This is a genomic window from Microbacterium sp. CBA3102, assembly GCF_007954505.1.
Taxonomy (GTDB): domain Bacteria; phylum Actinomycetota; class Actinomycetes; order Actinomycetales; family Microbacteriaceae; genus Microbacterium; species Microbacterium aurugineum.
On record NZ_CP042412.1, the window covers coordinates 3389705 to 3415428 of the forward strand.

26 protein-coding genes are annotated in these 25724 nt (G+C 66.7%); 11 read left to right on the forward strand and 15 right to left on the reverse strand.

Features of this window, described 5'->3' with window-relative positions; all coding sequences use genetic code 11:
- Positions 1 to 4 precede the first annotated feature (4 nt).
- From FGL91_RS16330 to rpsA, 7 genes are all read right to left on the reverse strand, one after another.
- Positions 5 to 589 (reverse strand): CoA-binding protein, encoded by a 585-nt coding sequence (locus FGL91_RS16330; protein ID WP_153244356.1) that lies wholly within the window; start codon positions 587 to 589, stop codon positions 5 to 7.
- Positions 586 to 1890 (reverse strand): O-acetylhomoserine aminocarboxypropyltransferase/cysteine synthase family protein, encoded by a 1305-nt coding sequence (locus tag FGL91_RS16335; RefSeq protein ID WP_153244357.1) that lies wholly within the window; start codon positions 1888 to 1890, stop codon positions 586 to 588. Before FGL91_RS16335 ends, FGL91_RS16330 begins: the two co-directional genes overlap by 4 nt.
- On the reverse strand, positions 1887 to 3896 hold the full coding sequence (gene acs, locus FGL91_RS16340; RefSeq protein ID WP_153244358.1) for an acetate--CoA ligase: 2010 nt from the start codon (positions 3894 to 3896) through the stop codon (positions 1887 to 1889). The genes FGL91_RS16335 and acs overlap by 4 nt, the downstream gene beginning before the upstream one ends.
- Positions 3887 to 4738 carry an ABC transporter permease gene (locus FGL91_RS16345; RefSeq protein ID WP_372492648.1) on the reverse strand — a complete coding sequence of 284 codons (852 nt, stop codon included), beginning with the start codon at positions 4736 to 4738 and terminating at the stop codon, positions 3887 to 3889. The genes acs and FGL91_RS16345 overlap by 10 nt, the downstream gene beginning before the upstream one ends.
- Before the next feature lie 2 nt (positions 4739 to 4740).
- Positions 4741 to 5781 carry an aliphatic sulfonate ABC transporter substrate-binding protein gene (locus FGL91_RS16350; protein WP_153244359.1) on the reverse strand — a complete coding sequence of 347 codons (1041 nt, stop codon included), beginning with the start codon at positions 5779 to 5781 and terminating at the stop codon, positions 4741 to 4743.
- Entirely contained in the window at positions 5778 to 6626 is an 849-nt protein-coding gene (locus tag FGL91_RS16355) for an ABC transporter ATP-binding protein (RefSeq protein WP_153244360.1), read from the reverse strand. The genes FGL91_RS16350 and FGL91_RS16355 overlap by 4 nt, the downstream gene beginning before the upstream one ends.
- Before the next feature lie 145 nt (positions 6627 to 6771).
- Positions 6772 to 8226 carry a 30S ribosomal protein S1 gene (gene rpsA, locus FGL91_RS16360; RefSeq protein ID WP_047524042.1) on the reverse strand — a complete coding sequence of 485 codons (1455 nt, stop codon included), beginning with the start codon at positions 8224 to 8226 and terminating at the stop codon, positions 6772 to 6774.
- Between the two features lie 290 nt (positions 8227 to 8516).
- Here rpsA and FGL91_RS16365 point away from each other — a divergent pair, with 290 nt between their 5' ends.
- From FGL91_RS16365 to FGL91_RS16375, 3 genes are all read left to right on the forward strand, one after another.
- Positions 8517 to 9005: a hypothetical protein gene (locus FGL91_RS16365; RefSeq protein ID WP_153244361.1), complete on the forward strand. Its 489-nt coding sequence runs from the start codon at positions 8517 to 8519 to the stop codon at positions 9003 to 9005.
- A gap of 275 nt (positions 9006 to 9280) precedes the next feature.
- A complete protein-coding gene (locus FGL91_RS16370) occupies positions 9281 to 9781 on the forward strand; it encodes a hypothetical protein (protein ID WP_227991683.1) in 501 nt (166 codons plus the stop codon).
- A gap of 59 nt (positions 9782 to 9840) precedes the next feature.
- Entirely contained in the window at positions 9841 to 10779 is a 939-nt protein-coding gene (locus FGL91_RS16375; protein ID WP_153244363.1) for a 5'-3' exonuclease, read from the forward strand.
- Between the two features lie 21 nt (positions 10780 to 10800).
- On the opposite strand, the gene FGL91_RS16380 is transcribed toward FGL91_RS16375, so the two are convergent.
- Both FGL91_RS16380 and trpD read right to left on the reverse strand, forming a co-directional pair.
- Complete coding sequence (locus FGL91_RS16380; protein WP_194239259.1) at positions 10801 to 11787, reverse strand: PHP domain-containing protein; 987 nt, start codon at positions 11785 to 11787, stop codon at positions 10801 to 10803.
- A gap of 2 nt (positions 11788 to 11789) precedes the next feature.
- Positions 11790 to 12860 (reverse strand): anthranilate phosphoribosyltransferase, encoded by a 1071-nt coding sequence (trpD, locus tag FGL91_RS16385; RefSeq protein ID WP_153244364.1) that lies wholly within the window; start codon positions 12858 to 12860, stop codon positions 11790 to 11792.
- A 287-nt stretch (positions 12861 to 13147) separates the two neighbouring features.
- On the opposite strand from trpD, the gene FGL91_RS16390 reads away from it, so the two are divergent.
- From FGL91_RS16390 to FGL91_RS16420, 7 genes are all read left to right on the forward strand, one after another.
- On the forward strand, positions 13148 to 13705 hold the full coding sequence (locus tag FGL91_RS16390; protein WP_226533298.1) for a cytochrome c oxidase subunit 3: 558 nt from the start codon (positions 13148 to 13150) through the stop codon (positions 13703 to 13705).
- A gap of 20 nt (positions 13706 to 13725) precedes the next feature.
- A complete protein-coding gene (locus tag FGL91_RS16395; RefSeq protein ID WP_047524047.1) occupies positions 13726 to 14526 on the forward strand; it encodes a c-type cytochrome in 801 nt (266 codons plus the stop codon).
- A 36-nt stretch (positions 14527 to 14562) separates the two neighbouring features.
- Positions 14563 to 15639, forward strand: a complete 1077-nt coding sequence (locus FGL91_RS16400) for a ubiquinol-cytochrome c reductase iron-sulfur subunit (protein ID WP_134351499.1) — start codon at positions 14563 to 14565, stop codon at positions 15637 to 15639.
- Positions 15636 to 17450 carry a cytochrome b gene (locus FGL91_RS16405; RefSeq protein WP_131491267.1) on the forward strand — a complete coding sequence of 605 codons (1815 nt, stop codon included), beginning with the start codon at positions 15636 to 15638 and terminating at the stop codon, positions 17448 to 17450. Before FGL91_RS16400 ends, FGL91_RS16405 begins: the two co-directional genes overlap by 4 nt.
- Positions 17451 to 17530: 80 nt before the next feature.
- Positions 17531 to 17938, forward strand: coding sequence for a RidA family protein (locus FGL91_RS16410; protein ID WP_131491268.1), 408 nt, complete (start codon positions 17531 to 17533; stop codon positions 17936 to 17938).
- Between the two features lie 2 nt (positions 17939 to 17940).
- Complete coding sequence (locus FGL91_RS16415) at positions 17941 to 18456, forward strand: GNAT family N-acetyltransferase (RefSeq protein ID WP_153244365.1); 516 nt, start codon at positions 17941 to 17943, stop codon at positions 18454 to 18456.
- An 89-nt stretch (positions 18457 to 18545) separates the two neighbouring features.
- A complete protein-coding gene (locus FGL91_RS16420; RefSeq protein ID WP_153244366.1) occupies positions 18546 to 18965 on the forward strand; it encodes a rhodanese-like domain-containing protein in 420 nt (139 codons plus the stop codon).
- A gap of 66 nt (positions 18966 to 19031) precedes the next feature.
- Here FGL91_RS16420 and FGL91_RS16425 read toward each other — a convergent pair whose 3' ends face one another.
- From FGL91_RS16425 to FGL91_RS16445, 5 genes are all read right to left on the reverse strand, one after another.
- The gene (locus tag FGL91_RS16425) at positions 19032 to 19466 is read right to left on the reverse strand and encodes a cytochrome c oxidase subunit 4 (protein WP_153244367.1); all 435 of its coding nucleotides are present in this window, start codon (positions 19464 to 19466) and stop codon (positions 19032 to 19034) included.
- A 3-nt stretch (positions 19467 to 19469) separates the two neighbouring features.
- Positions 19470 to 21203, reverse strand: coding sequence for a cytochrome c oxidase subunit I (ctaD, locus tag FGL91_RS16430; RefSeq protein WP_047524054.1), 1734 nt, complete (start codon positions 21201 to 21203; stop codon positions 19470 to 19472).
- Positions 21204 to 21206: 3 nt separating this feature from the next.
- Entirely contained in the window at positions 21207 to 22109 is a 903-nt protein-coding gene (gene coxB / locus FGL91_RS16435) for a cytochrome c oxidase subunit II (protein ID WP_153244368.1), read from the reverse strand.
- A 143-nt stretch (positions 22110 to 22252) separates the two neighbouring features.
- Positions 22253 to 22615, reverse strand: a complete 363-nt coding sequence (gene erpA, locus FGL91_RS16440) for an iron-sulfur cluster insertion protein ErpA (RefSeq protein WP_017830247.1) — start codon at positions 22613 to 22615, stop codon at positions 22253 to 22255.
- 70 nt (positions 22616 to 22685) lie between these two features.
- Positions 22686 to 24089 (reverse strand): dipeptidase, encoded by a 1404-nt coding sequence (locus FGL91_RS16445; RefSeq protein ID WP_131491273.1) that lies wholly within the window; start codon positions 24087 to 24089, stop codon positions 22686 to 22688.
- 46 nt (positions 24090 to 24135) lie between these two features.
- Here FGL91_RS16445 and FGL91_RS16450 point away from each other — a divergent pair, with 46 nt between their 5' ends.
- Positions 24136 to 24708, forward strand: coding sequence for a DUF3043 domain-containing protein (locus tag FGL91_RS16450; protein ID WP_047524057.1), 573 nt, complete (start codon positions 24136 to 24138; stop codon positions 24706 to 24708).
- On the opposite strand, the gene FGL91_RS16455 is transcribed toward FGL91_RS16450, so the two are convergent.
- Complete coding sequence (locus FGL91_RS16455; protein ID WP_131491274.1) at positions 24683 to 25720, reverse strand: quinone-dependent dihydroorotate dehydrogenase; 1038 nt, start codon at positions 25718 to 25720, stop codon at positions 24683 to 24685. The genes FGL91_RS16450 and FGL91_RS16455 overlap by 26 nt on opposite strands.
- Positions 25721 to 25724 lie beyond the last annotated feature (4 nt).

Sequence of the window (25724 nt, forward strand, 5' to 3'; positions counted from 1 at the left end):
CGGTTCAGCGTGCGAGCAGCTGCCGCCGTGAGCTGATCACGCCCGTGTCGAAGCCGGCGAGGTGGAGCCCGCCGTGGAAGCGTGCGTGCTCGATCTTGATGCACCGATCCATCACGACCGACAATCCTGCCGACTCCGCGATCGCTGCCGCGTCCTCGTTCCAGGAACCCAACTGCAACCAGAGCGTCCGCGCGCCGATGTCGATCGCCTCCTGCGCGACGCCGGGGAGGTCATCGTGCCGGCGGAACACATCGACGATGTCGGGGACGACGGGCAGATCGCTCAGCGATGCGTAGACGGGCCGCCCGAGGATCTCCTTCTCGCGCGGGTTGACGAGATACACGTCGTACGCCGTGCTGGAAAGCAGATACGTCGCCACGAAGAAGGAGGCGCGCGCAGGGTTGTTCGATGCCCCGACGATCGCGATCGACGTCGCGCGCCGGAGCAGCGAGAAGCGCTCCTGCTGATCCGGTCCTCGCCAGCTCCGCTCCGGATGTGCGGCTGCGGTGCCGGGGAGTGCGCAGGAAACGGCCTCCGTCGTCGACGGCAAGCTGCACGCCTCGCCGCCGGTGGTTTCCGTCGCGGTCATCGGTTCGCTCCCGTCGCGGTCGTGAGTGCCTGGTCGAGGTCCCAGATGATGTCTTCGGGGTCTTCCAGGCCCACGGAGATGCGGATCAGGTCGGGGCGCACACCGGCGTCGGCGAGCTGCTCCTCGGTGAGCTGGCGGTGCGTGGTCGACGCGGGATGGATGACCAGCGTGCGGGCGTCACCGATGTTCGCAAGATGAGAGGCGAGCTGCAGGTTCTCGATCACGCTCTCCCCCGCGCGCCGGCCGTCGTCCGCTGCGACGCCGAACGCGAAGACGGAACCCGGTCCGAGAGGCAGGTACTTCGCCGCACGCTCGTGGTGCGGGTGTCCCTCGAGTCCTGCCCAGGTGACGTACGCGACCCGGGGATCGGTGGCGAGCCAGTTCGCGACGACCCGTGCGTTCGCGAGGTGCGCATCGATCCGCTGCGGCAGCGTCTCAATACCCTGCAGCAGATTGAACGCCGCCTGCGGGCTGAGCGCCGGGCCGATGTCGCGGAGCTGTTCGGAGCGGAGCTTGGTGAGGAAGCCGTACTCGCCGAAGTTGTCCCACCATTTGATGCCGCCGTACGACTCGACGGGCTCGGTCATCTGCGGGAACTTGCCGTTTCCCCAGTCGAACGTGCCCTTCTCGATCACGACACCGCCGAGAGTCGTACCGTGACCGCCGAGGAACTTCGTCACGGAGTGGATCACGATGTCTGCGCCGTGTTCCAGCGGGCGTGCGAGGTACGGCGTGGCGAGCGTCGCATCCACGACGAGCGGCACCCCCGCCTCGTGCGCGACGGCGGAGAGCCCCTCGATATCGGCGATCTCGCCCGACGGATTGCCGATCATCTCGACGTAGACGACCTTGGTCTCCGGACGGATCGCCGCAGCGAAGTCAGCGGGGTCGGTCGAGGCGACGAACGTGGTCTCGACGCCGAACCGCCGCAGGGTCACGTCCAGTTGCGTCACCGTCCCGCCGTAGAGCTGGGCTGCAGCGACGACGTGGTCGCCGGCACCGACGAGCGCAGCGAAGGTGATGAACTCCGCGCTCATGCCGGACGCGGTCGCCACCGCTCCGATGCCGCCTTCGAGCGAGGCCAGACGCTCCTCGAGTGCCGCGACGGTCGGGTTGCCGATGCGGGAGTAGATGTTGCCGTACTTCTGCAGGGCGAAGAGATTGCCCGCATCCGCGGCGTCATCGAAGACGAAGGACGTCGTCTGATAGATCGGCACCGCCCTCGCGCCGGTCGACGCGTCGGGGGTGCCCCCGGCATGCAGGGCTCGGGTGCGGAATCCGAAACGGTGTTCTTCCGTCATGCTGTCCTCAGTTCGGCGTCGGTGAGCGCGTCGGCGATGTCGTCGACGGCCCAAGGGTTCTGCAGCGAAGTGGTGTCGCCGAGCGGAAGCGGCTCGCGCCCCGCGCGGCGGTCCTGCTCGGCCTCCCACAACTGTGCCAGGAGTCGGCGCATGATCTTGCCCGAACGCGTCTTCGGCAGATCGGGGACGACGACGATGTGCTTCGGCTTGGCGACGGGGCCGATCGCCTGAGCGACCTGGGTGCGCAGATCGGACGGGGTCACGTCTGCACGCCCGGACGGGGTCACGAAGACCGCCACGGCCTGCCCCGTGACCGGGTCGGAGACTCCGGCAGCCCCGGCCTCTCCGACCGTGTCGTGAGCGACGAGCGCCGATTCGATCTCGATCGTGGAAAGCCGATGACCGGAGACGTTCACGACGTCATCGAGACGACCGAGGATCCAGATGTACCCGTCGGCATCCCGCGTCGCGCCATCGCCGGCGACGTAGAAACCGCCGAACTCACCGAGTCCGGCGAACGTGGACCAGTACGCGTCCCGATAGCGCTGCGGATCTCCCCACACGGTGCGGGCCATCCCCGGCCAAGGACGTCGGACGACGAGTGTCCCGGAACGGCCGGGCGGCACCTCGCGTCCGTCCGCATCGACCACCGCGACATCGATCCCCGGAAGCGGCACCGACGCCGACCCCGGTTTGAGGCTCGTGATCCCCGGGAGCGGAGCGATCATCGCGGCACCGGTCTCGGACTGCCACCACGTGTCGATCACCGGCAGTTCGTCGCGACCGAAGTTGCGGCGGAACCAGACCCACGCTTCGGGGTTGATCGCCTCGCCGACCGTGCCGAGGAGCCGAAGGGTCGACAGGTCGTGACCGGCGGGAAGCTCGGCACCGAACCACGTCATGAAAGTGCGGATCAGCGTTGGCGCCGTGTAGTAGACGGTCACCCCGTAGCGCTCGATGATCTCGAGGTGGCGTTCGCGATGCGGGGTGTCCGGCGTCCCCTCGTAGATGACCTGTGTGAGTCCGTTGGAGAGCGGGCCGTAGATCTCGTAGGTGTGCGCGGTGACCCATGCGAGGTCGGCGGTGCACCAGTGTACGTCATCGGGTTTGGCATCGAAGTGCGCCCAATGGGCCCAACTCGCCTGGGCGAGGTATCCGCCGGAGGTGTGCACGAGCCCCTTGGGCTTTCCGGTGGTGCCGGAGGTGTAGATGATGAAGAGCGGATGCTCGGCGTCGAACGAGTCCGCCTCATGCACCGGAGAGGCCGAGTCGACGACGTCGTGCCACCACACGTCACGACCGGAGGTCCACGGCACGTCCTGGCCCGTGCGGCGGAGCACGAGAACGTGCTCGAGCTCGGGAAGATCGGCGGCGGCGACATCGGCCGTGGACTTGACCTCCGTGGCGACGCCGCGTCGGTACTGACCGTCGCTCGTGACGAGGAGCTTCGCCCCGGTGTCCGAGAGCCGGAACCGCACCGCCTCCGCAGAGAACCCGCCGAAGACGAGAGAGTGCACGGCACCCACCCGAGCGCACGCGAGCGTGATGACGATCGTCTCCACGAGCACGGGGAGGTAGATCACCACCCGGTCACCCGGTCGGATGCCGAGTGCGACCAAGGCGTTTGCCGCGCGGGCGACACGCTCCTGCAGCTCGGCGTAGGTGACGGCGCGGCGATCGCCCGGTTCGCCTTCGAAGTGCAGCGCGACCTTGTCGCCCCGTCCGGCGTCGACATGCCGATCGACACAGTTGACGGCGACATTGAGACGCCCGCCGACGAACCAGCGCGCGGCGGGGACGGCGTCCCCGACCGGCGGATCCCACTCGTGTGCCGTCTCCCACGGGACAGACCAGTCGAGCCGACGCGCTGCCTCTTCCCAGAACGCGATCGGATCGGCCGCGCCCCGTGCATATGCTTCCTCGGTGACGTTCGCGTCGCCGAACCCGGACGCCGCCGCGTACACCCGCGACTCCTGCAGTCGTGCCTCGGTCACGCTCACACCCATCGGCGGAGCAGGTACTTCTCCAGCAGCGCGAGGATGCCGCTGGTCAGCGTTCCGAGCAGTGCGAGCAGCACGATGGAGAGAAGGATGCGGTCGATGCGCCCCGTGCTCTGCGAGTCGGTCAGCAAGAAGCCGAGGCCCATGGATGAGGCGATCAGCTCCGCAGCGACGAGGAACAGCCACGCCTGCGCGAGGGCGAGACGAAGGCCCGACACGACCGAGGGGACGACGGCGGGAAGCTGCACCGTGCGGAACAGAGACCATCCGCGCAGGCTGAACGAGCGTCCGGCTTCGACCAAGTGCGGGTCGACGTGCCGCAGAGCCGAGGCCACCGTCGTGTAGACCGGGAAGAACGCGCCGATCGCGATCAGTGTGACTTTCGACTCCTCGCCGATCTGCATCCACAGGATGAGAAGCGGCACCCAGGCGAGCGACGGCACCGCCCGGGCCGCAGCGAGTGTCGGGCTGAGGAGCACATCGCCCCAGCGGGACAACCCCACGATGCCCGCCGCCGCGAGCCCGATCACCGATCCGATCGCGAACCCGAGGAGGACGCGCTGCACCGAGATCGCGATATGCGTCCAGAGCTGCCCGCTCTCAGCCAGCTCGACGCCCGCCTGATAGACCGAGGCGGGCGTCGGCAGCCGATAGGACTCGACGAGACCGGACGTCGTCGCGAGTTGCCACACGAGGAGGATGACCGCCGGCAGCAGAAGCCCGCCGAGTACCCGCACCGCGGGACGATCCCAGGTGCGGCGACTCGCGCTTGCCGAGCTCGCGAGCTTCCCCGTGGCGAAGTCGAGGGCGTCCTGCGAGTCCGCAGGGACGATCAGCCGATCCGGAATCGTCACTCGCCGCCGACCGCCTTCTTCGCGAACGTGTCGTTCACGATCGATGCCAGCGCCTTGTCGACGGACTCCTTGCCGCCCTGGACGTCGCCGGATTCGACGAGCACGGGAGCGATCTTCTCGAGCACCGCGATCTGGTCATCGCCGGGGATCCCGCTGACGTCGAGGTTCGAACGCTCCTGGATCACCGTCGTCGCGACCTCGGAATCGATACCTGCGACCTCGGCGAGCAGCGCCGCGGTCTCCTCGGGGTGATCGAGCGCCCACTCGCGCGCCTTCTCGTAGGCGTCCACGACGGCCTGCGCGAGGTCGGGGTGGTTGGTGAGGAAGTCCTCGGTGGCGTTGAGGAAGCCGTAGGTGTTGAAGTCCACGTTCCGGTAGATCAGCTTGTCCCCCGACTCGACCTCAGCCGCGGCCATGATCGGGTCGAGTCCGGCCCATGCGTGCACCGAGCCGCCGTCGAGCGCGGCCCTGCCGTCGGCGTGCTGCAGGTTCTGCACTTCGACGTCGGAGAGAGACAGCCCGCCCTCTTCAAGCGCCTGCAGCAGGAAGAAGTACGGGTCCGTGCCCTTCGTGGCCGCGATCGAGGCGCCCTTGAGGTCTTCGATCGAAGCGATGTCACTGTCCGGGCCGACGACGATGGCCGACCATTCCGGCTGCGAGTAGATGTCGATGACCTGGATCGGAGAACCGTTGGCACGCGCGAGCAACGCGGCCGATCCGGCTGTCGAGCCGACATCCACCGACCCCGAACGAAGCAACTCGTTGGCCTTGTTCGAGCCGGCCGACTGCACCCACTCGACGTCGACGTCGTCCCCGAGGATGTCTTCGAGAAGGCCCTGGTCGCGGACGACGAGGCTGAGCGGGTTGTACGTCGCGAAGTCGACGGACAGCGTGTCGGACGACCACTCCGTGGACCCCGAGGTGCTCCCGGTGTCGGATGCGGTGGCGTTCTCGCCGGCGACGCAGCCCGTCGCGACGAGCATCATCGTCCCGGCGACCGCGATCGCAGGGATGATTCGGCGGGTGGTGATGCTCATCTGGACTCCTCGGTGATGCGGTGGTGGGTGTCGACGCCGAGGCCTTCGAGAAGCTCGGCGCGCAGGTCGGCGAGTCCGCGATCGGCGCGGTCGCGAGGACGGATGCCCGGCACGAGGATCGTGCGCGAGATGGACGGCTCGTCGACGTCTGCACCGTTCAGCGTTCGCAGCAACAGCACTCGGTCGGCGAGATAGAGGGCCTCTTCGACGTCGTGCGTGACGAGGAGGACGGTGGTGGGCTCGGCCGCATGGATCTTGAGGAGCAGATCGTGCATGCGCAGGCGCGTCAGAGCGTCGAGCGCGCCGAAGGGCTCGTCGAGCAGCAGCACACCAGGGTTCCGGGCGAGAGCGCGGGCGAGCGAGGCACGCTGGGCCATTCCGCCGGAGACTTCGCGCGGACGCTGATCGGCGGCCTGTTCGAGGCCCACCAGGTGCAGCAGCTCCCGCACGCGCTCACGTCCGGCACGACGAGCCGTTCCGCGGGGCAGACCGAGTTCGACGTTCTGGGCGATCGTACGCCACGGCAGCAACCGGGGCTCCTGGAAGGCGATGGCGGTGCGCTCGTCGACATCGGTGACGCCGACGGCATCGAGGCGGATGTTGCCACGGGTCGGGGTGTCCAGCCCGCCGACGAGGCGCAGGAGCGTCGACTTGCCGCAGCCGGACGGACCGACCACCGCGAGGATCTCGCCGGCGCTGATGTCGAGGTCGATCCCCCGGAGCACGTCGCGTCGCCCGTGCGGCAGCGGGAAGGAGCGCTCAACACCGTCGAGCCGCACGCTCTGCGCCGTCCCGGCCGCAGTCGATGCGTCGGCGAGGCGCGGCGAGGGCAACAGCGTGGTCATACCCTCATGCTGGCCGACGGGCTCCGATGTTACGAATGGGGCTGTAATGTTCCGTCACGCAAGACGTGGAGGGGAACAGCGGGTACGCGAAACGGGCCGCCGCACCCGCCCGAAGGCGGGGCGACGACCCGTTTCAGAGACGTGCTTAAGCGTTGCCGCCCGAGAGCTTCTCGCGCAGAGCTGCGAGAGCCTCGTCGTCCGCCAGGGTGCCGGCGCCGGCAACCTCGGTGGCGAAGGCCTGGCCACCGAAGTCTTCTCCGGCTGCGGCCTCGGCCTCGGCCGCCTTGACGACCTGAGCCTTGTGCGCTTCCCAACGAGCCTGGGCTGCAGCGTACTCCTGCTCCCATGCCTCGCGCTGGGCGTCGAAGCCTTCCTTCCACGCACCGGTCTCGGCGTCGAAGCCCTCCGGGTACTTGTACTCGCCGTTCTCGTCGTACTCGGCGAGCATGCCGTACAGAGCCGGGTCGAACTCGGTGCCGTTGGGGTCGACCGACTCGTTGGCCTGCTTCAGCGACAGCGAGATGCGACGACGCTCGAGGTCGATGTCGATGACCTTGACGAAGACCTCTTCGCCGACGGAGACGACCTGCTCAGCCAGCTCGACGTGCTTGCTGGAGAGCTCGGAGATGTGGACGAGGCCCTCGATGCCGTCTGCGACGCGAACGAACGCACCGAACGGAACGAGCTTCGTGACCTTACCCGGCGTGACCTGACCGATCGCGTGGGTGCGGGCGAAGACCTGCCACGGGTCCTCCTGCGTCGCCTTCAGCGACAGGGAGACGCGCTCGCGGTCGAGGTCGACCTCGAGGATCTCGACGGTGACCTCCTGGCCGACCTCGACGACCTCGGAGGCGTGCTCGATGTGCTTCCAGGACAGCTCGGAGACGTGCACGAGGCCGTCCACGCCACCCAGGTCGACGAACGCACCGAAGTTGACGATCGACGAGACGACACCCTTGCGGACCTGACCCTTGTGCAGGTTGTTCAGGAACGTGGTGCGCGACTCCGACTGCGTCTGCTCGAGCAGCGCGCGGCGGCTCAGGACGACGTTGTTGCGGTTCTTGTCGAGCTCGAGGATCTTCGCCTCGATCTCCTGGCCGAGGTACGGCGTGAGGTCGCGGACGCGACGCAGCTCGATGAGCGAAGCCGGGAGGAAGCCACGGAGGCCGATGTCGACGATGAGTCCACCCTTGACGACCTCGATGACCGTACCGGTGACGACGCCGTCGTTCTCCTTGATCTTCTCGACGTCTCCCCATGCACGCTCGTACTGAGCACGCTTCTTGGAGAGGATCAGGCGGCCTTCCTTGTCCTCCTTCTGGAGGACGAGTGCCTCGACCAGATCGCCGACAGCGACGACCTCGTTGGGGTCGACGTCGTGCTTGATCGAGAGCTCGCGCGAGGGGATGACACCCTCGGTCTTGTAGCCGACATCGAGGAGGACCTCATCGCGGTCGATCTTGACGATCGTGCCTTCGATGATGTCGCCGTCGTTGAAGAACTTCAGGGTCTTCTCGACCGCGGCCAGGAAGTCCTCAGCAGATCCGATGTCGTTGATGGCGACCTGCTTGGTGGCCGGGGCGGTCGTTGCGGTAGTCATGTAGTGGGTTGTCCTTGTTGAATGGAGACTCGGGCTGAGAGTCAACGACCGCGCACGGCCGACAGCATGCTTCTCAGCAGTTGGATTTTGGTTTTCTCGTCACGAGGGCATGCGCATGCACGCCACGAGTGACGGTTAAGGCTATCAGAAGTTCGCGCACCGCAGGAGTCGGATCCGAACGCCCTCCCTGTGGATAACTCGAACCGACCGAAGCCCATTCCTCCTACGGTGGCGGGGTGACACCGGCTACTCCCCTGACCCCCGCCCTTCCGCCGCGACTTGCGATCCTCGTGGCCGCCGTCGCGCTGCTCGTGGGGTGCGCCCCCGACCCCGGGCCGACCCCGACCCCGACCGCCGCCTTCGCGTCCGAAGAAGAAGCGTTCGCCGCCGCCGAGGCCACCTACCGCGCGTACAACGACGCGAGCAACGCACGTCGATCTGGTGACGGCTCCGCGAGTCCCGAGGACTACCTAATCGGTCGAGCACTTGAGGCTGACCTAGAAGCATCCGACTACTTTCGTTCCCAGGGCCTCGAGGTGGTCGGAAACGTGACGATCACTGTGTTTCGCGGACTGACAGCGGATTTCGATTCCCAGAACACATCGCTCACCGCACTCGTGTGCCTCGACGTGTCGCGCACGCGAGTCGTCGACTCTGCTGGAACCGACGTTACTCCGGTCAAACGCGGCGGAAGCATCGCGCTCTTCACGTCCATGAGTGCATCCGGAACTGCGTTTCTTGTCGAAGACGAAACGAATGCGCCGGTAGAAGAATGTTGAGAATCACCGCGTCGCTCATGCTCCTCTTGGCAAGCCTGCCCGCGACAGCTACGTCATTGGGTGTTCCGCCCCAAGCCATGTCTTGCGCTCGCGAACTCCAGGTTGCTGGGTTGTGCACTGCTCAGAACGACGGGAGCAAGTTGACGATCTCAGCCACCGAAACGGAGAAGTCTCCGGATGGCGCTTCCCCCGGTTCGCCAGACACGCCCGACGCACCGCCGCCGTGTGTTCCCGATCCAGTCCGGACCACGAGTTGTGGGATCTCGGCGGAGCGCGTGACGAACGACGACGGCGCGCCGCTCACGATCACCGATGTCGCGCAGTTCGCGCCCGCGCCCGTGACGCCAGTGGGCGAGCCCGGCAACGTGGGCGTCGCAGGGCTGCCGATGAACTTCGTGGCTTCGGCATCGGTGCAGACCCGCAGCGGCACTCTCCTGGGCCGACCTGTCAGCGTGCGGTTCTCCCCCGCTCGTTTCGTCTTCTCCTATGGGGATGGGAGCACGGCGACCACAGCAGGCGGTGGCCAGACGTGGACCGCACTCGGGCAGGCGCCGTTCACTCCGACGCCGACGAGCCATACCTATCGCACACGCGGAACCTTCCTCACCCACGTCACGGCGTACTACACGGCAGAGGTCGATATCGGTGGAGGTTGGTTCCCGGTGACCGGCGAACTCGCCATCGAGGGTTCCGCGCAGCGGATCCGCATCTACGAGGCCGACACCGCTCTCGTCGCTCGCACCTGTGCCGAACGACCCCGCGCCACGGGATGTTGAGCGCCAGGACAGTCCGCTCTCCGCACCCTGCGTCGGACCGCCGTGCCAGACTGTCGTTCGTGACCGATCGACTGATGCTGCTCGACACCGCCAGCCTCTATTTCCGTGCGTTCTACGGCGTCCCCGACAAGGTGACGGCACCGGACGGCTCCCCGATCAATGCTGCTCGCGGTCTCCTCGACATCATCGCCAAGCTCGTCACCCTTTACGAGCCCACGCACGTGATCGCCTGCTGGGACGACGACTGGCGACCGCAGTGGCGTGTCGACCTCATCCCCACCTACAAGACCCACCGTGTCGTGGAGGTGGTCGCCAGCGGCCCCGATGTCGAAGAGGTCCCCGACCCCCTCGAAGCGCAGATCCCCCTCATCCGCGAGACTCTGGCGGCCATCGGCATTCCCATCATCGGCGTCGCCGAGCACGAGGCCGACGATGTGATCGGCACCCTCGCCACGAAGGCCACGATGCCCGTCGACATCGTCACCGGCGACCGTGACCTGTTCCAGCTGGTGGACGATGCACGCGACGTCCGCGTCATCTACACCGCCCGCGGAATGAGCAACCTCGAGGTCGTGACCGACGCCACCGTCGTCGCGAAGTACGGGGTGCTCCCCTCGCAGTACGCCGACTTCGCGACCATGCGCGGCGATGCTTCGGACGGCCTGCCCGGCGTCGCCGGCGTGGGTGAGAAGACCGCGGCCACCCTGCTGCAGACGCACGCAGACCTGGAGGGCATCCGTGCCGCGGCGAAAGCGGGCGAAGGGATGAGCGCCGGAGTACGGGCGAAGCTGCTCGCCGCGTCCGACTATCTCGACGTCGCCCCGACGGTGGTCGCGGTCGCGACGTCGCTGCCGATTACGGTCCCCGACGTCCCCCTGCGCGTGCTCGACCCCGCGGAGGCGGATGCCGCAACGGCTCTCGCCGAGAAATGGAACCTCGGCGGCTCGATGACGCGTGCCCTCACTGCCGTGTCGAACGCCGCCCTCGCCGCAGACTGACGGCCGGGGTCCGACGGCGAATCACTCCGCCCAGGCGAGCAGCCGCTCGAGACCCCAGGTCGTGACGATCCGCGATGACGGGACGCCGGCGCGCTCTGCACGTTCTGCTCCGTGGTCGAGCAGCGAGAGCTGGCCGGGCGCGTGCGCATCCGAATCGATCGAGAACAGGCATCCCTCAGCGAGAGCGATCGCGATCAGATCGTCCGGCGGATCCTGCCGCTCCGGTCGCGAGTTGATCTCGACCGCCACGCCGTTCTCCGCGCAGGCGGCGAAAACGGCCTGGGCATCGAACGTCGACGGAGGGCGCGTTCCTCGGTCGCCCTGCACGAGGCGTCCGGTGCAGTGCCCGAGCACGTTGACCCGAGGGTGCGCGACCGCGGCGATCATGCGTGCGGTCATCGCCCGCGCATCCATGCGCAGTTTGGAATGAACCGACGCCACGACGATGTCCAGCTCGGCGAGCAGACTGCCCTCCTGGTCGAGGCCCCCGTCTTCCAGGATGTCGACCTCGATGCCCGCGAGCAGCGTGAAGCCGTCACCGGATTCCGCGCGGACCAGCGGCATCTGCTCCCGAAGGCGCTCGGCCGACAGCCCCCGAGCGACCCGGAGGCGCGGCGAATGATCGGTGATCGCCTGGTACTCATGTCCGAGCGCCCTGGCAGCGGCAGCCATCACCGAGATCGGTGTGGTCCCGTCCGACCAGTCCGTGTGCGCATGCAGGTCGCCGCGGAGCTTCCCCCGGAGCTCCGACATCCGCTCGGGCTCGACATCACCGCGCAACTCGACGAGGTAGTCGGGGACCTGCCCGGCCTGCGCCTGGCGAATCACCGCGAAGGTGGACTCGCCGATACCTTTGGCTGCACGCAGCCGCGTGGGATCGCGCTGAACGTCGTCGGGCAGATCCCGCAGGGTCGCAGCTGCCTGGCGGAAGGCTTTCGCGCGATACCGCGACGCACGCTCACGCTCCAGCAGGGAGGCGATCTCGAGCAGCGCGTCGACGGGATCCACGGTCACTCCTTCGGTGACGAGAGTTCGCGACTCACACCGATCCACTGGTCGAGCTTCGCGAGCGCGCGCCCGTCGTCGATCGCTGCCGACGCCTTCTCGTAGCCCTCGCGAAGGCGCTCCAGAATCGGACGCTGCACCTGACCTGCGTCCTGAGACAGCTCGAAGGCCACGATGCCGGCAGCGGCATTCAGCAGCACGATGTCGCGCACAGCGCCGGGCTCCCCCGCCAGCGTGCGTCGGAGCACCTCCGCGTTGTGCTGGGGCGAGCCACCGATCAGGTCGGCGAGATCCGCGATCGGGATGCCGAGGTCGCGCGGGTCGAGGTCATGCTCGTGGATGTCGCCGCGCGTGACCTCCCAGATCCGGCTGTGCCCGGTCGTGGTGAGTTCGTCGAGGCCGTCGTCCCCACGGAAGACGAGCGCCGTGGCGCCGCGGGTCCGGAAGACACCGGTGATGAGCGGAACGCGCTCGATCTGCGCGACGCCCACGGCATTGGCTTCGGCACGCGCGGGATTGCAGAGCGGCCCGAGCATGTTGAAGACGGTGGGGACACCCAGCTCGGCGCGCACGGCGCCCGCGTGCTTGAAACCGGGGTGGAAAGCGCCCGCCCACGCGAACGTGATGCCGGTGCGATCGAGGATGGTCGCCACGGCCGCCGGATCGAGGGAGAGCTCGAGCCCCAGCGCCCCGAGGACGTCGGACGAACCCGAGGCCGAGCTCGCGGCGCGATTCCCGTGTTTGACCACAGGAACACCGGTCGCGCCGATCACGATCGCCGCCGTGGTCGACACGTTCACCGTGCCCACGCGGTCGCCGCCCGTTCCCACGATGTCGAGCACATCCGGCGACACCGGCAGGGGAACGGCCGCCTCGAGGATCGCATCACGGAAGCCGACGATCTCATCGATCGTCTCGCCCTTCGCCCGCAATGCGATGAGGAAGCCTGCGAGCTGGGCTTCGCTGACCTCGCCCTGCATGATCTGACGCATGGCCCAGGTGGACTCCCAGACGCTGAGATCGCGACGCTCCAGCAGAGAAGTGAGCACGTCGGACCAGGTCAGCGAATCAGCCATGTGTGCGATCCTATCGGCGCGGAGAAAACATGCAGATCCTTCGCATCGGAGCTCCGATCCGCGGCCGACCGCTGTTTCCCGCGGATTCACCAGGTATTCGCAGGGTTTTCTTAGGGTCCCCTAAGTCGCAGACGAGTGAATCGAAGGCCGCTGGTGCAAGAATCACGCCCGAGATCGGCCATAATGGAGGGGTGACGACCTCAGCGACGTATGCCCCGGCGGCGAGAACGATTAAGCGGCCCAACCCGGTAGCTGTCGGCACCATTGTGTGGCTCGGCAGTGAGGTGATGTTCTTCGCGGGACTCTTCGCGATCTACTTCACCCTCCGCAGCACCTCACCGGAGCTGTGGGCTGACCGGACCGAGCTGCTGAACGTCCCGTTCGCCGCAGTGAACACTGCGATCCTGGTCCTGTCCTCGTTCACGTGCCAGATGGGCGTGTTCGCGGCAGAAGACCTGCAGCCCTACAAGATCGGCAAGGGGCAGAAGAACGGCGCCGGCCGCCGTCGTCTGTTCGGCTGGGGAATGGTCGAGTGGTTCTTCCTCACCTTCGCCCTCGGCGCGATCTTCGTGTCCGGCCAGGTCTGGGAGTACGCACAGCTGGTCGCTGAAGGCATGCCGATCGGCGCCGACTCCTACGCCTCGGCGTTCTACCTGACGACCGGCTTCCACGCCCTGCACGTCACCGGTGGGCTCGTCGCGTTCCTGCTCGTCATCGGCCGCGCCTACGCCGTCAAGAACTTCCGGCACAAGGAGGCGACCTCCTCGATCGTGGTGTCCTACTACTGGCACTTCGTCGACGTCGTCTGGATCGTGCTGTTCCTCGTTATCTACTTCCTGAAATAAGAGCGGAGCTGATCCCCGAGATGGCACGAGAGAAGAAGCGCCGTTCCAGCGGTCGTCGCAGCCCTTTGGCGGCGGCCGCGCTCATCGGAGCAGGCCTCATGATCACCGGCGCGGTCTATGCCGGTGCAACCGCCGCATTCGCAGCGTCCGACACGCAGGCTGCGACGACCCAGCTGACCGTCGAAGACGGCGAGAAGCTGTTCACGGCGAACTGCGCCACCTGCCACGGTCTCGACCTGCAGGGAACCGCCAACGGCCCCAGCCTCTACGGCGTGGGCGAGCTGGCGACCGAGTTCCAGCTGTCGACCGGTCGCATGCCTCTGCAGATGCAGGGACCGCAGGCGCCGCAGAAGGAGCCGCAGTTCACCGAAGAGCAGATCCTCGCGATCTCCTCGTTCGTGCAGTCCACGGCCCCCGGCCCGACCTTCCCGGACGAGCGCATCCTCGACGGGGAAGGCGACGTCTCGCACGGAGCCGAACTGTTCCGCGTGAACTGCGCCATGTGCCACAACGTGGCCGCAGCCGGTGGTGCACTCACCGAGGGCAAGTACGCCCCCGCCCTGACCGAGACCAGTGCCCTGCACATCTATGCGGCCATGGTCACCGGCCCGCAGAACATGCCGGTCTTCGGTGACATGAACCTGTCCGACGAGGACAAGCGCGACATCATCTCGGCTCTGCTCTTCCAGCAGCAGTCCGTGCAGGTCGGCGGCTTCTCGCTCGGCTCCCTCGGACCGGTCTCCGAGGGACTGTTCGTGTGGATCTTCGGTATCGGCGCGCTCGTCGCCGCCACCGTGTGGATCACGGCGAAGTCCAACTGACGCTTATTCATCGAAGAGGAACGTACGAGGAGCACCATGGCACACGACGACGACTCGCAGGCTCTTGACAGGGCCTACCAGCCCTCTCCGGGGCTGGGTGTCGCAGTCAGCGATCCCGTGCAGAACCCCGGGCTTCCGCCGCATCGCGAGCGGATGACCGATAAGGACCCGCGCGCTGAGAAGGCCGCTGTCCGCACTGTCTACACGCTGTTCTACCTCTCGCTCGCGGGAAGCATCTGGGCGGTCGCCGCTTACATGCTGTTCCCGATCGAGAGCGGCGCGCTCATCGACATCCGGCAGAACAACCTCTTCATCGGTCTCGGGATCGCTCTCGCGCTCCTGGCCCTCGGAATCGGTGCGATCCACTGGTCCAAGGCGCTCATGTCCGACAAGGAGTTCATCGAGCACCGTCACCCCACGCGCGGCAAGGACTCGACGCGCGAGGCTGCGATCAAGGCCTTCTCCGACGCGAACGAGGAGTCGGGCTTCGGGCGCCGCTCCATGATCCGCAACTCCCTGTTCGCCGCGATCGTCGCCTCGATCATCCCCGGAGTCACACTGTTCCGTGGCCTCGCACCGCACTCCACGCCTGACGACCCCATCGCCGGTGACCCGGTCGCACTCCTCAAGCACACGATGTGGGAAGAGGGCAGCCGCCTGGTCCGCGACCCCGACGGCACCCCGATCCGCGCTGCGGACGTGACCCTCGGATCCGCGTTCCACGTGATCCCCGAAGAGCTCGCCACGCTCAGTCACCACGACGGCTACCTCGAGGAGAAGGCGAAGGCCATCGTCCTCATGATGCGCCTGCGTCCCGAGCAGCTGATCGAAGCTGAGGACCGCAAGGACTGGTCGTACGACGGCATCGTCGCCTACTCCAAGGTCTGCACGCACGTCGGCTGCCCCGTGGCCCTCTACGAGCAGCAGACGCACCACCTCCTGTGCCCGTGCCACCAGTCGCAGTTCGACGTCACGGACCACGCCAAGGTCATCTTCGGCCCTGCGGCACGTCCGCTGCCGCAGCTGCCCATCACCGTCGATGACGAGGGCTACCTGGTCGCACGCAGCGACTTCAAGGAACCCGTCGGCCCGAGCTTCTGGGAGCGCCATTGAGCACCGCAACGCTGTCCAAAGACGACAACGACACCAAGGCGCCCCTCGGCGGTCGCTTCGTCGGTGCCGCGTCGAACTACATCGATGAGCGCACCAGCATCTCCGGTTTCGTCAAGGAACTCGGACGGAAGATCTTCCCCGACCACTGGTCGTTCATGCTCGGCGAGATCGCGCTGTGGAGCTTCGTCGTTGTGTTCCTCTCCGGAACCTTCCTGACGTTCTTCTTCGACGCGTCGATGGTCGAGACCCACTACACCGGCGCCTACGCTCCGATGCGCGGGATCGAGATGTCGGCGGCTCTCGAGTCTTCGCTGCACATCTCCTTCGATCTGCGAGGCGGCCTCCTGGTCCGTCAGATCCACCACTGGGCCGCTCTGGTGTTCATCGCCGGAATCGGCGTGCACATGCTCCGCGTGTTCTTCACCGGCGCATTCCGCAAGCCGCGCGAGCTCAACTGGGTCATCGGTTTCGTCCTGTTCATCCTCGCGATGGCAGAGGGCTTCACCGGCTACTCGCTCCCCGACGACCTGCTCTCGGGTAACGGCCTCCGCATCATCGACGGCATGATCAAGGGTCTCCCCCTGATCGGCACGTGGACCTCGTTCCTCCTCTTCGGTGGCGAGTTCCCGGGAACCGACATCGTCGGACGTCTGTACACCCTGCACATCCTGTTGCTCCCGATGCTGGTCATCGCGCTGATCGTCGTGCACCTGATGCTGATGATCGTCAACAAGCACACGCAGTTCGCCGGCCCCGGCCGCACGAACGACAATGTCGTGGGCTACCCGATGATGCCGGTGTACATGTCGAAGATGGGCGGCTACCTGTTCATCGTGTTCGGCACCATCGTGCTGATCGCGACGTTCTTCCAGATCAACCCGATCTGGAACTACGGCCCCTACGACCCCTCGCCCGTCTCCGCCGGTACCCAGCCCGACTGGTACATCGGGTTCGCCGACGGCGCGCTGCGCCTGGCTCCGTCGAACTGGGACATCGTGTTCCTCAACCACACGTGGTCGTTCGGGATCATCGCCCCGGTCCTGGTGCTCGGTCTGTTTATCGTGATCGTCGCGATCTATCCCTTCCTCGAGGCATGGGTCACCGGAGACAAGCGCGAGCACCACATCGCTCAGCGTCCCCGCAACGCGGCGACGCGTACGGCGATCGGTGCCGCCGGCGTCATCTTCTACGCGGTCCTGTGGGCAGCGGCTTCGTCCGACCTCATCGCGACGCACTTCATGCTCACGATGGAAGGCGTGATCCACACGCTGCAGGCGCTCCTGTTCCTCGGCCCGATCCTCGGATACTTCGTCACCAAGCGCATCTGCATCGCGCTGCAGAAGAAGGATCGTGAGATCGTCCTGCACGGATACGAGTCCGGACGCATCGTCCGCCTCCCCGGTGGTGAGTTCATCGAGGTGCACCAGCCCGTCGACAAGTACGACCGCTGGAAGCTCATCGACGTCGACAGCTACGAGCCCCTCGTGGTTCGCCCGAATGCCAAGGGCCGCATCCCGTGGACGGAGAACCTCCGTTCCTCGATCTCCCGCTGGTTCTTCGAGGACCGTATCGCTCCGCTCACGCAGGCTGAGGTCGAGGCAGCCGACGCCCATCAGCATCACGTCACGGCTCACAACGAAGAGACCGAGGCCGCAGAGATCCAGGGCGCCCACGAGCGCGCCGGCTTCCCTGACGCCCCGCTCACCGTCGATGAGACGCACGTCGACGAGACGCCGAACACCCCCAGCACGGTGATCGCCACCGAGCCGGTGAAGAAGCCTCGGAAGAAGAAGTCGGAGGACGGCGAGTAGTCGCCACTCCCCCATCGAAGAAGGCCCCGCTCACACGAACGGGGCCTTCTTCGTCACCCGCCCGATGAAAGGATCGAACCATGTCATCCGTCGTCCGCCTGATCCGTGCCGACAACCTCGCGGAAACCCCCTACGCCTACGCTGCCACCGCACCGGCCGGATCCCGCCTCATCTTCCTCGCCGGCGCGTGCCCGCTCAACGATGACGGCTCGACCGCTGCGCCCGGAGACTACGCGGCCCAGGCGGCACGCTGCGTCGAGACGCTCAAGGGCGCACTGGAGGTCGCGGGCGCCGACCTGACCGACGTGATCAGCACGCGCGTGCTCGTGGCGTCCACGTCGCAAGCAGACCTCGTCACGGCGTGGGATGTGATCCATGCCGCTTTCGGCGCGCACGATGTGCCCAGCACCCTGCTGGGCGTGACGGTCCTCGGCTATGACGACCAGCTCGTGGAGATCGAGGCGATCGCCGCCGTCGCCGACGGGTGATCATGGAGGTCTTGATCCGCGAGGCACGTCCCGCCGACGACGCAGCCACGGAGCGCATCGAGATCGCCGCGGACGTCCTGCTGGTCGAGAGGTTCGGTGCCGTCGATTGGCCGCCGCCCACGCCCCCGCACGAGCGTGCCACGGTGCCCGGGTTCGTACTCGTGGCCGAGCACGACGGCGATGAGACCTCGTCGTCGGACCTCATCGGCTTCGCGCATATTCTGGAGATCGAGGGAGGCACCCACCTCGAGCAGCTCTCGGTGCTTCCGCAGTTCGGGCGACGCGGTATCGGACGCCGACTGCTGGCGGCTGCGATGGCGGAGGCCCGACGTCGTGGCAGCTCGAGGATGACGCTTCGCACCTATGCGGATGTCCCCTGGAATGCGCCGTTCTACGCGTCCTGCGGTTTCGCCGTGACGACGCCGGACACCCCTCTGCTGTGCAGCCTGGTCCAGGTCGAGGAGGAGCTCGGTCTCCTGCGCCACGGGCCCCGCGTGCAGATGACGGTACGCCTCTGACCGCGGCGGCGATATCGCTGACCGTTTTCGCACGCCGATCGGCAGGAACACGAAGGACGCCGCGGAGCTCGGCGAAATAGGCTGGGCACATGATCGACCGTGCCGACTACTACGCCGCCAAACTCGCCTACGAGACCGACGCCAGCGATGTCCATGCAGCCCGTCAGGCCCAGAGCGACATCGTCGTGGTCGATGTACGGTCCGAAGAGGCATGGGCACAGGGGCGCGTGGCCGGTGCCATCCATATGCACTACAGCGAGATCGCGGCGAGAGCACCGCGTGAGATCTCCCCCGACGCCGAGGTCGTGGTGTACTGCTGGAGCCCCGGCTGCAACGCCGGCGCCAAGGGCGCACTCGAGTTCTCCCGACTGGGCTACAACGTGCGTGAGATGATCGGCGGCTTCGAGTACTGGGTGCGCGAAGGCTATCCGGTCGAAGACGCCGACGGGACGCACCGACGTCCGGTCGACCCACTGACCGGGATTGCGCGCATCCGAACCCGCGCCTGACCGCCTCGCGCTGAACATGAAGAAGGCCCCCGGACGGATCCGGGGGCCTTCTCGACGTCAGTCGCGTCAGCGAGCGAAGTTGCCGCGGTAGTACTCGTACACCCAGCCGACGATCGCGACGACGAAGATCGCGAGGCCGATCGGGAGCAGGAAGTGCCCCACAGCCAGGCCGACGACGAAGACTCCCGCAGAAGCGGCGAGCACGATCGGCCACCAGGACCACGGGCTGAACTCGCCGAGCTCGGGGTCACCGTCGTCGATGTCCGCGGTGAGGATGTCTTCGGGGAGCTCACCGCTCTGCGCCTTGTGCGTGCGGTCCAGGTAGAACGCGATCATCGCGGCCATGAACGCCGAGAAGAACAGAGCGACCGTACCGACCCACTCGATCCGCATGGCGAAGTCGTCCGCCGGCGTTGCGAGGATGTGCCAGCCGGTGTAGATGACACCGACGAGGGCGAAGAACGCCGTCAGGATCCACCAGAGAATGACATTGTCGCGCATGACTTAGTGGGCCTCTCGCTCGCCGGGTGCCGTGGTCGCGAACTCGGCGGCCTCCGGGTGGTTCAGGTCGAACGCAGGACGCTCGCTGCGAATGCGCGGGATCGACGTGAAGTTGTGACGCGGCGGCGGGCAGGACGTCGCCCATTCGAGCGAAGCGCCGTACCCCCACGGGTCGTTGACCGTGACCTTCGGTGCCTTGCGAGCCGTGATCCAGACGTTCAGGAAGAACGGGAGCATCGAAGCGCCGAGGATGATCGCACCGATCGTCGACACCTGGTTCTGCCAGGTCCAGCCGTCGGCGGCCGAGTAGTCCGCGTAGCGACGGACCATTCCGTCGACACCCAGCCAGTGCTGGATGAGGAACGTCATGTGGAAGCCGATGAAGAGCAACCAGAAGTGCACGTAGCCGAGACGCTCGTTGAGCATGCGCCCGGTCCACTTGGGCCACCAGAAGTAGAAGCCGGCGAACATGGCGAACACGACCGTGCCGAACACCACGTAGTGGAAGTGCGCGACGACGAAGTAGGAGTCGGAGAGCGCGAAGTCCAGCGGCGGGGCTGCCAGGATCACACCTGTCAGACCACCGAAGACGAACGAGACCAGGAACCCGAGGGCGAACACCATCGGCGTCTCGAAGGTCACGGACCCTCGCCAGAGAGTTCCGATCCAGTTGAAGATCTTCACGCCGGTCGGCACCGCGATGAGCATCGTCATCAGAGCGAAGAACGGCAGCAGGACCGAGCCGGTGACGTACATGTGGTGAGCCCACACCGCCACCGAGAGCGCGGCGATCGCGATCGTGGCGTAGACGAGCGTCTTGTACCCGAAGATCGGCTTGCGGCTGAAGACCGGGAAGATCTCCGACACGATGCCGAAGAACGGCAGGGCGATGATGTAGACCTCAGGGTGCCCGAAGAACCAGAACAGGTGCTGCCAGAGCAGGACACCACCGTTGGCCGGGTCGTAGATGTGGGCGCCGAGGATACGGTCCGCGGCTGCGGCGAAGATGGCCGCAGCGAGGACCGGGAACGCCATCAGGATCAGAAGGCTCGTGATGAGCGTGTTCCACGAGAAGATCGGCATGCGCCACATCGTCATACCAGGAGCACGCATCGTGATGATCGTGGTGATGAAGTTGACGGCACCGAGGATCGTTCCGAAACCGGAGATTCCCAGTCCCACCATCCACAGGTTCCCACCGGCGCCCGGAGAGAAGGACGCTCCGGCGAGTGGCTGATAGGCGAACCATCCGAAGGAGGCCGCGCCCTGGGGCGTGAGGAAGCCCGCGACCGCGATGGTCGAGCCGAAGAGGAAGAGCCAGAAGGCGAAGGCGTTCAGACGCGGGAAGGCGACGTCGGGCGCACCGATCTGCAGCGGAAGGATCGCATTGGCGAAACCTGCGAACAGCGGCGTCGCGAACATCAGCAGCATGATCGTGCCGTGCATCGTGAACAGCTGGTTGTACTGCTCCTTCGTCGGGATGATCTGCATTCCCGGCGCGAACAGCTCAGCACGGATGACGAGGGCCATCACACCGCCGAGGAGGAAGAACATCACCGAGGCGATCAGGTACATGTACCCGATGGTCTTGTGGTCGGTGGACGTGATCCACTTGACGACGATGTTGCCCTTCTGCTCCACGCGCGAGGAGCTCATGAGAGCGGCCTGGCGGGCGGGCAGACTGGTGGGACGAGATCTGGGAGCCTCGTCGGTACGGGGAGCTTCAGTGGTCGACATGGCTTACTCCCCTCCTTCCTCGGTGTCGGTCGTCGGGGTCGTTCCCGGGAAGTTCGAGAGACGGTCGTAGGCGTCGGTGATGTCGCCCGTGTTGCCCTTCTCTTCGAGCGTCTGGAGGTAGGCCTCGTAATCGTCCTCGGAGACGACCTTCACGTTGAAGAGCATCATCGAGTGGTATTCACCGCAGAGCTCGGCGCACTTGCCGGCGTACTCGCCCTCGCGGGTCGGGATGAAGGACCACGAGTTGTCCTTCCCGATGTACATGTCCTTCTTGTAGAGGAAGTCGATGATCCAGAAGGAGTGGATGACGTCACGCGACTGAAGGTTGATCGTGACCTTCTTGTCGACGGGCAGCACCAGCGTGGGCAGCTGCGCCTGGTCGATGTTGCCGTCCTTGTCCGGCTGAGCCTGGATGCCCATCGTCCAGACGGCGTCGGAGTTGTCCTCTTCGTCGCCGTCGTACTGAAAGTCCCACGCCCACTGCTTGGCGATCGCGGTGATCTCGACATCGGGGTCGTCCCACTTGGCTTCGATCGCGGTCTGGTCGCGAGCGGTGAAGAAGAACATGCCCAGCACGAGGAAGAGCGGCACGATCGTGTAGAAGATCTCGATCGGCATGTTGTAGCGCATCTGCACCGGCAGGCCGGTCTGGCCCTTGCGACGGCGGTACGCGATCGCAGCCCAGGCCATCAGGCCCCAGGTGATGATTCCGACGGCGAGGAGCACGATCCACGAGTTCACCCAGAGCGACGAGACGCGCTCGGTCTGATTGGTGGCTGCGGGGCCACCCTCCACGAAGCCCGGAAGAAAGCCGTTCAGCTCGGTGGGAGAGCATCCCGCCAGGGCCAAGGCTGCCGCAACTCCCACAGGGAGGGCGGCCCAACGAAGGCTGCGTTTCGAGGGCACGATGCACCTTTCAGATCGCGAACAGAGCACACCCAAGTCTAGGGCAACCTCACACGTGATTCATGCCATCCACGCAGGTTGCGGGATGCAGAACGGCCGCCGTCACCGATCGGTGACGGCGGCCGTGGTCCGCGAAGCGAGGATCAGTGGAAGCTGTCGCCGCACGCGCAGCTACCCGCCGCGTTGGGGTTGTCGATCGTGAAGCCCTGCTCGGAGATCGTGTCCTTGAAGTCGATCGCCGCACCATCGAGGTACGGGACGCTCATGTTGTCGATGATCACCTCGACGCCGTCGAAGTCGACGGTCTCATCGCCCTCGAGGTAGCGCTCGTCGAAGTACAGCTGATAGATCAGGCCCGAGCAGCCACCGGGCTGCACGGCGACACGGAGGCGCAGATCGTCGCGCCCCTCCTGTTCGAGGAGGTTCTTGACCTTCGTGGCGGCAGCGTCGGTCAGGGTGACGCCGTGTGCGCGGGTGGTCTCTGGGGAGAGGGTGGTGTCGCTCATGTCGCTCCTTGTGACGGGCCGCAGGTGCACGGCTTCTCGGACGATTCTACCGCCGCAGACGCTGTGAGGCTCAGAGTTGGGTGGCATTCATCCGAGCCAGGAGCAGAGCCTCGCTCGCGACGGCATGGCGGAACGTATCCAGGTGCAGCGACTCGTTCGGGCTGTGCGCCCGCGAGTGGGGGTCTTCGACCCCGGTCACCAGGATCTGTGCGGCGGGGAACTCCCGCACCAGATCCGCGATGAAGGGGATGGATCCGCCCACGCCGAGGTCGACCGGAGCGACTCCGTAGCCGTCGCGCATCGCGTCACGGGTCAACGCCACGGCCCACCCGCTCGTGTCGACCAGGAAGCCGTCGCCGAGATCGACGTCGGAGAACGTGAGCTCCGCGCCGAACGGTGCATGGGCGCGGAGGTGGGCTTCGAGCGCCTCGTAGGCTTCCTGCCCCGTCTGGCCCGGTGCGACACGAGCACTGATCACCACGGTGACCTCGGGAAGGAGCGTGTTGGAGGCTGCGGCGACGGTCGTGGAGTCGATACCGATGACGGTGACCGCGGGCTTGTTCCAGATCCGGCTGAGGATCGTCCCGTTGCCGATCGGTGTGGTGGCGGGAAGCAGCCCGGCCTCATCCCGCAGCGTCGCCTCGGTGTAGTCCGGAGTGGCCGCATCGCGCGCGGTCATCCCCTCGACCGCGACCGCGCCGTCCTCGTCCCAGAGCGTCGCGAGCAGCGTGACGGTGGCCATCATCGCGTCGGGCACCGCACCGCCGAACATCCCCGAGTGCGACGCGTGGTCGAGTGTGCGCACACGCAGCGTGAAGCGCGCGTTGCCGCGCAGCGAGACCGTGAGTCCCGGCGTCACGGAGTCCCAGTTGCCGGAGTCCGCCACGACGATCGCGTCTGCGCGCAGAGCCTCCTTGTTGTCGGAGAGGAACTGCGCGAAGGAGCGGGAACCGTACTCCTCCTCCCCCTCGATGAACATCGCGATACCCAGGTCGAGATCGTCCCCGAGGACCTCGCTGACCGCCCGGATCGACGCGATGTGCGCCATGACCCCCGCTTTGTCATCCGCCGCACCACGCCCGTAGAGACGTCCGTCCCGCACCGTCGGCTCGAACGGCGGCGTCTCCCATAGGGCGTCGTCCCCCGGAGGCTGCACGTCGTGGTGCGCGTAGAGGAGGATCGTCGGCTTCCCGTTCCGCGCCGCACGGGTGGCGAGGACCGCCGGCTGCCCCTGCTCCTCGGTGCCGGGGATCGCTGCGCGCAGCACACGGACCTCATCGAAGACACCGGTGTCCTCGGCCAGTGACGCGACAGCTGCCGCGCTGCGCTCCAGTTGCGTCTGATCGAACGCCGGCCATGCCATCCCGGGGATCCGCACGAGGTGTCCGAGATCCGACAGCGCAGCGGGGATTCCGGTGGCCACGGCTTCGAGAACGGCGGCATCGGGCTCAGGGGGAAGAACAGGAGAGGTCATGCGAGTAATCTTAAGGTGATCCCCCGCCAGCGAACCGAGGAACTCCGTGTCCACTAACCCCGCCTCCCCTTCGACGAACGACGACGCCTCCGAGACGACTGCCGTCGGCAAGGGGCGCGCGACGCCGACCCGCGCGGAGCAGGAGGCAGCACGTCGCCGCCCCCTGGTCGCCAACACCAAAGAGGCGAAGGCGGCTGCCAAAGCCGAGCTCAACGAGCGTCGCGCTCGCGCCCAGGCCGGCATGGCCGCCGGCGAGGAGAAGTACCTCCCGGTCCGCGACAAGGGCCCGCAGCGCCGCTGGGTGCGCGACTACGTGGACGCGGGGTGGCACCCGGCCGAGTTCGTGATGGGCGTCATGGTGCTGGTCATCCTCGCCTCGCTCCTGCCGACGAACATGATGATCTCGTTCTACGCCTACATCGTCATGATGGGGTATCTCGTGATCGCGATCGGCGGCATGGTGCTGCTCGGGATGCGGGTCAAGCGGAAGGCCGCAGCGAAGTTCGGCAAGGAGCGCCTCGAGCGCGGCCTCGGCTGGTACGCCGCGATGCGCGCGCTGCAGATGCGCTTCATGCGACTGCCGAAGCCGCAGGTCAAGCGCGGCCAGTACCCCGACTGACCAGCCCCCTGTTGATCTCGCGGCCCCAGAACGGACCGCGGTACAGGAATCCCGTGTAACCCTGAACGAGAGTGGCACCGGCCTGCAGACGCTCCTGCACATCGGCCGGGGTCTCGACTCCACCGACCGCGATCACGCAGAACTCTGCCGGTACGGCGTCACGCACGATCCGGAGCACTTCGAGCGAGCGCTTCTTCAGCGGCGCCCCCGACAGTCCGCCCGCGCCCGCGGCTTCGATCGACGCCGCGTCCGTGAGCAGTCCGTCTCGACTGATCGTGGTGTTGTGCGCGATGATTCCGGCGAGCCCCTCGGCCACGGCCAACTCCGCGATGGCGGTGATCTCGTCATCCGGAAGATCCGGAGCGATCTTGACGAGCAGCGGCGTGGACCCCGATGCTTCCTTGACCGCCCGGAGCAACGGTGCCAGCGTCTCCACTGCCTGCAGCCCGCGCAGTCCCGGGGTGTTCGGCGAGGACACGTTCACCGCGAGGTAGTCGGCCAGCGGGGCGAGGCGGGTTGCCGAGGCCACGTAGTCGGCGGTCGCATCCTCGACGTCCACGATGCGGCTCTTACCGATGTTGACGCCGATCACCGTGTCCGGTGCGCCACGGCGCAGTCGAGCGAGGCGACGGGCGACCGCATCAGCGCCGTCGTTGTTGAACCCCATCCGGTTGACGACGGCGCGGTCCGCCAACAGACGGAACAGACGCGGCTTGGGATTCCCCTCCTGCGGGATCGCCGTCACGGTACCGATCTCCACGTGGCCGAACCCGAGGGCCGCCAGTCCGCGGACGCCGACGGCGTTCTTGTCGAAACCGGCCGCGATGCCGAAGGGCGACGGGAAGCTGAGCCCGAGTGCGTCGACACGCAAGGACGGATCCGGCGCGGTCAGGGCACGGGTCGCCCAGGAGAACGGCGGCACTCCGAGGACGCGGATCACCGCCATGCCGGCGTGATGGGTGAACTCGGGATCGAAGCGCGAGAGGACAGCGCGGAAGAGCAGCGGATACATCCCT

Coding starts and splice junctions, on each gene's coding strand:
- FGL91_RS16330 (WP_153244356.1), bottom strand. CDS start 589: ATGACCGCGACGGAAACCACCGGCGGCGAGGCGTGCAGCTTGCCGTCG.
- FGL91_RS16445 (WP_131491273.1), bottom strand. CDS start 24,089: ATGACCTCTCCTGTTCTTCCCCCTGAGCCCGATGCCGCCGTTCTCGAA.
- FGL91_RS16455 (WP_131491274.1), bottom strand. CDS start 25,720: ATGTATCCGCTGCTCTTCCGCGCTGTCCTCTCGCGCTTCGATCCCGAG.
- FGL91_RS16395 (WP_047524047.1), top strand. CDS start 13,726: ATGGCACGAGAGAAGAAGCGCCGTTCCAGCGGTCGTCGCAGCCCTTTG.
- FGL91_RS16420 (WP_153244366.1), top strand. CDS start 18,546: ATGATCGACCGTGCCGACTACTACGCCGCCAAACTCGCCTACGAGACC.
- ctaD (WP_047524054.1), bottom strand. CDS start 21,203: ATGTCGACCACTGAAGCTCCCCGTACCGACGAGGCTCCCAGATCTCGT.
- FGL91_RS16425 (WP_153244367.1), bottom strand. CDS start 19,466: ATGCGCGACAATGTCATTCTCTGGTGGATCCTGACGGCGTTCTTCGCC.
- FGL91_RS16355 (WP_153244360.1), bottom strand. CDS start 6,626: ATGACCACGCTGTTGCCCTCGCCGCGCCTCGCCGACGCATCGACTGCG.
- erpA (WP_017830247.1), bottom strand. CDS start 22,615: ATGAGCGACACCACCCTCTCCCCAGAGACCACCCGCGCACACGGCGTC.
- FGL91_RS16415 (WP_153244365.1), top strand. CDS start 17,941: ATGGAGGTCTTGATCCGCGAGGCACGTCCCGCCGACGACGCAGCCACG.
- rpsA (WP_047524042.1), bottom strand. CDS start 8,226: ATGACTACCGCAACGACCGCCCCGGCCACCAAGCAGGTCGCCATCAAC.
- FGL91_RS16350 (WP_153244359.1), bottom strand. CDS start 5,781: ATGAGCATCACCACCCGCCGAATCATCCCTGCGATCGCGGTCGCCGGG.
- trpD (WP_153244364.1), bottom strand. CDS start 12,860: ATGGCTGATTCGCTGACCTGGTCCGACGTGCTCACTTCTCTGCTGGAG.
- FGL91_RS16400 (WP_134351499.1), top strand. CDS start 14,563: ATGGCACACGACGACGACTCGCAGGCTCTTGACAGGGCCTACCAGCCC.
- FGL91_RS16390 (WP_226533298.1), top strand. CDS start 13,148: ATGTTCTTCGCGGGACTCTTCGCGATCTACTTCACCCTCCGCAGCACC.
- FGL91_RS16335 (WP_153244357.1), bottom strand. CDS start 1,890: ATGACGGAAGAACACCGTTTCGGATTCCGCACCCGAGCCCTGCATGCC.
- FGL91_RS16410 (WP_131491268.1), top strand. CDS start 17,531: ATGTCATCCGTCGTCCGCCTGATCCGTGCCGACAACCTCGCGGAAACC.
- acs (WP_153244358.1), bottom strand. CDS start 3,896: ATGGGTGTGAGCGTGACCGAGGCACGACTGCAGGAGTCGCGGGTGTAC.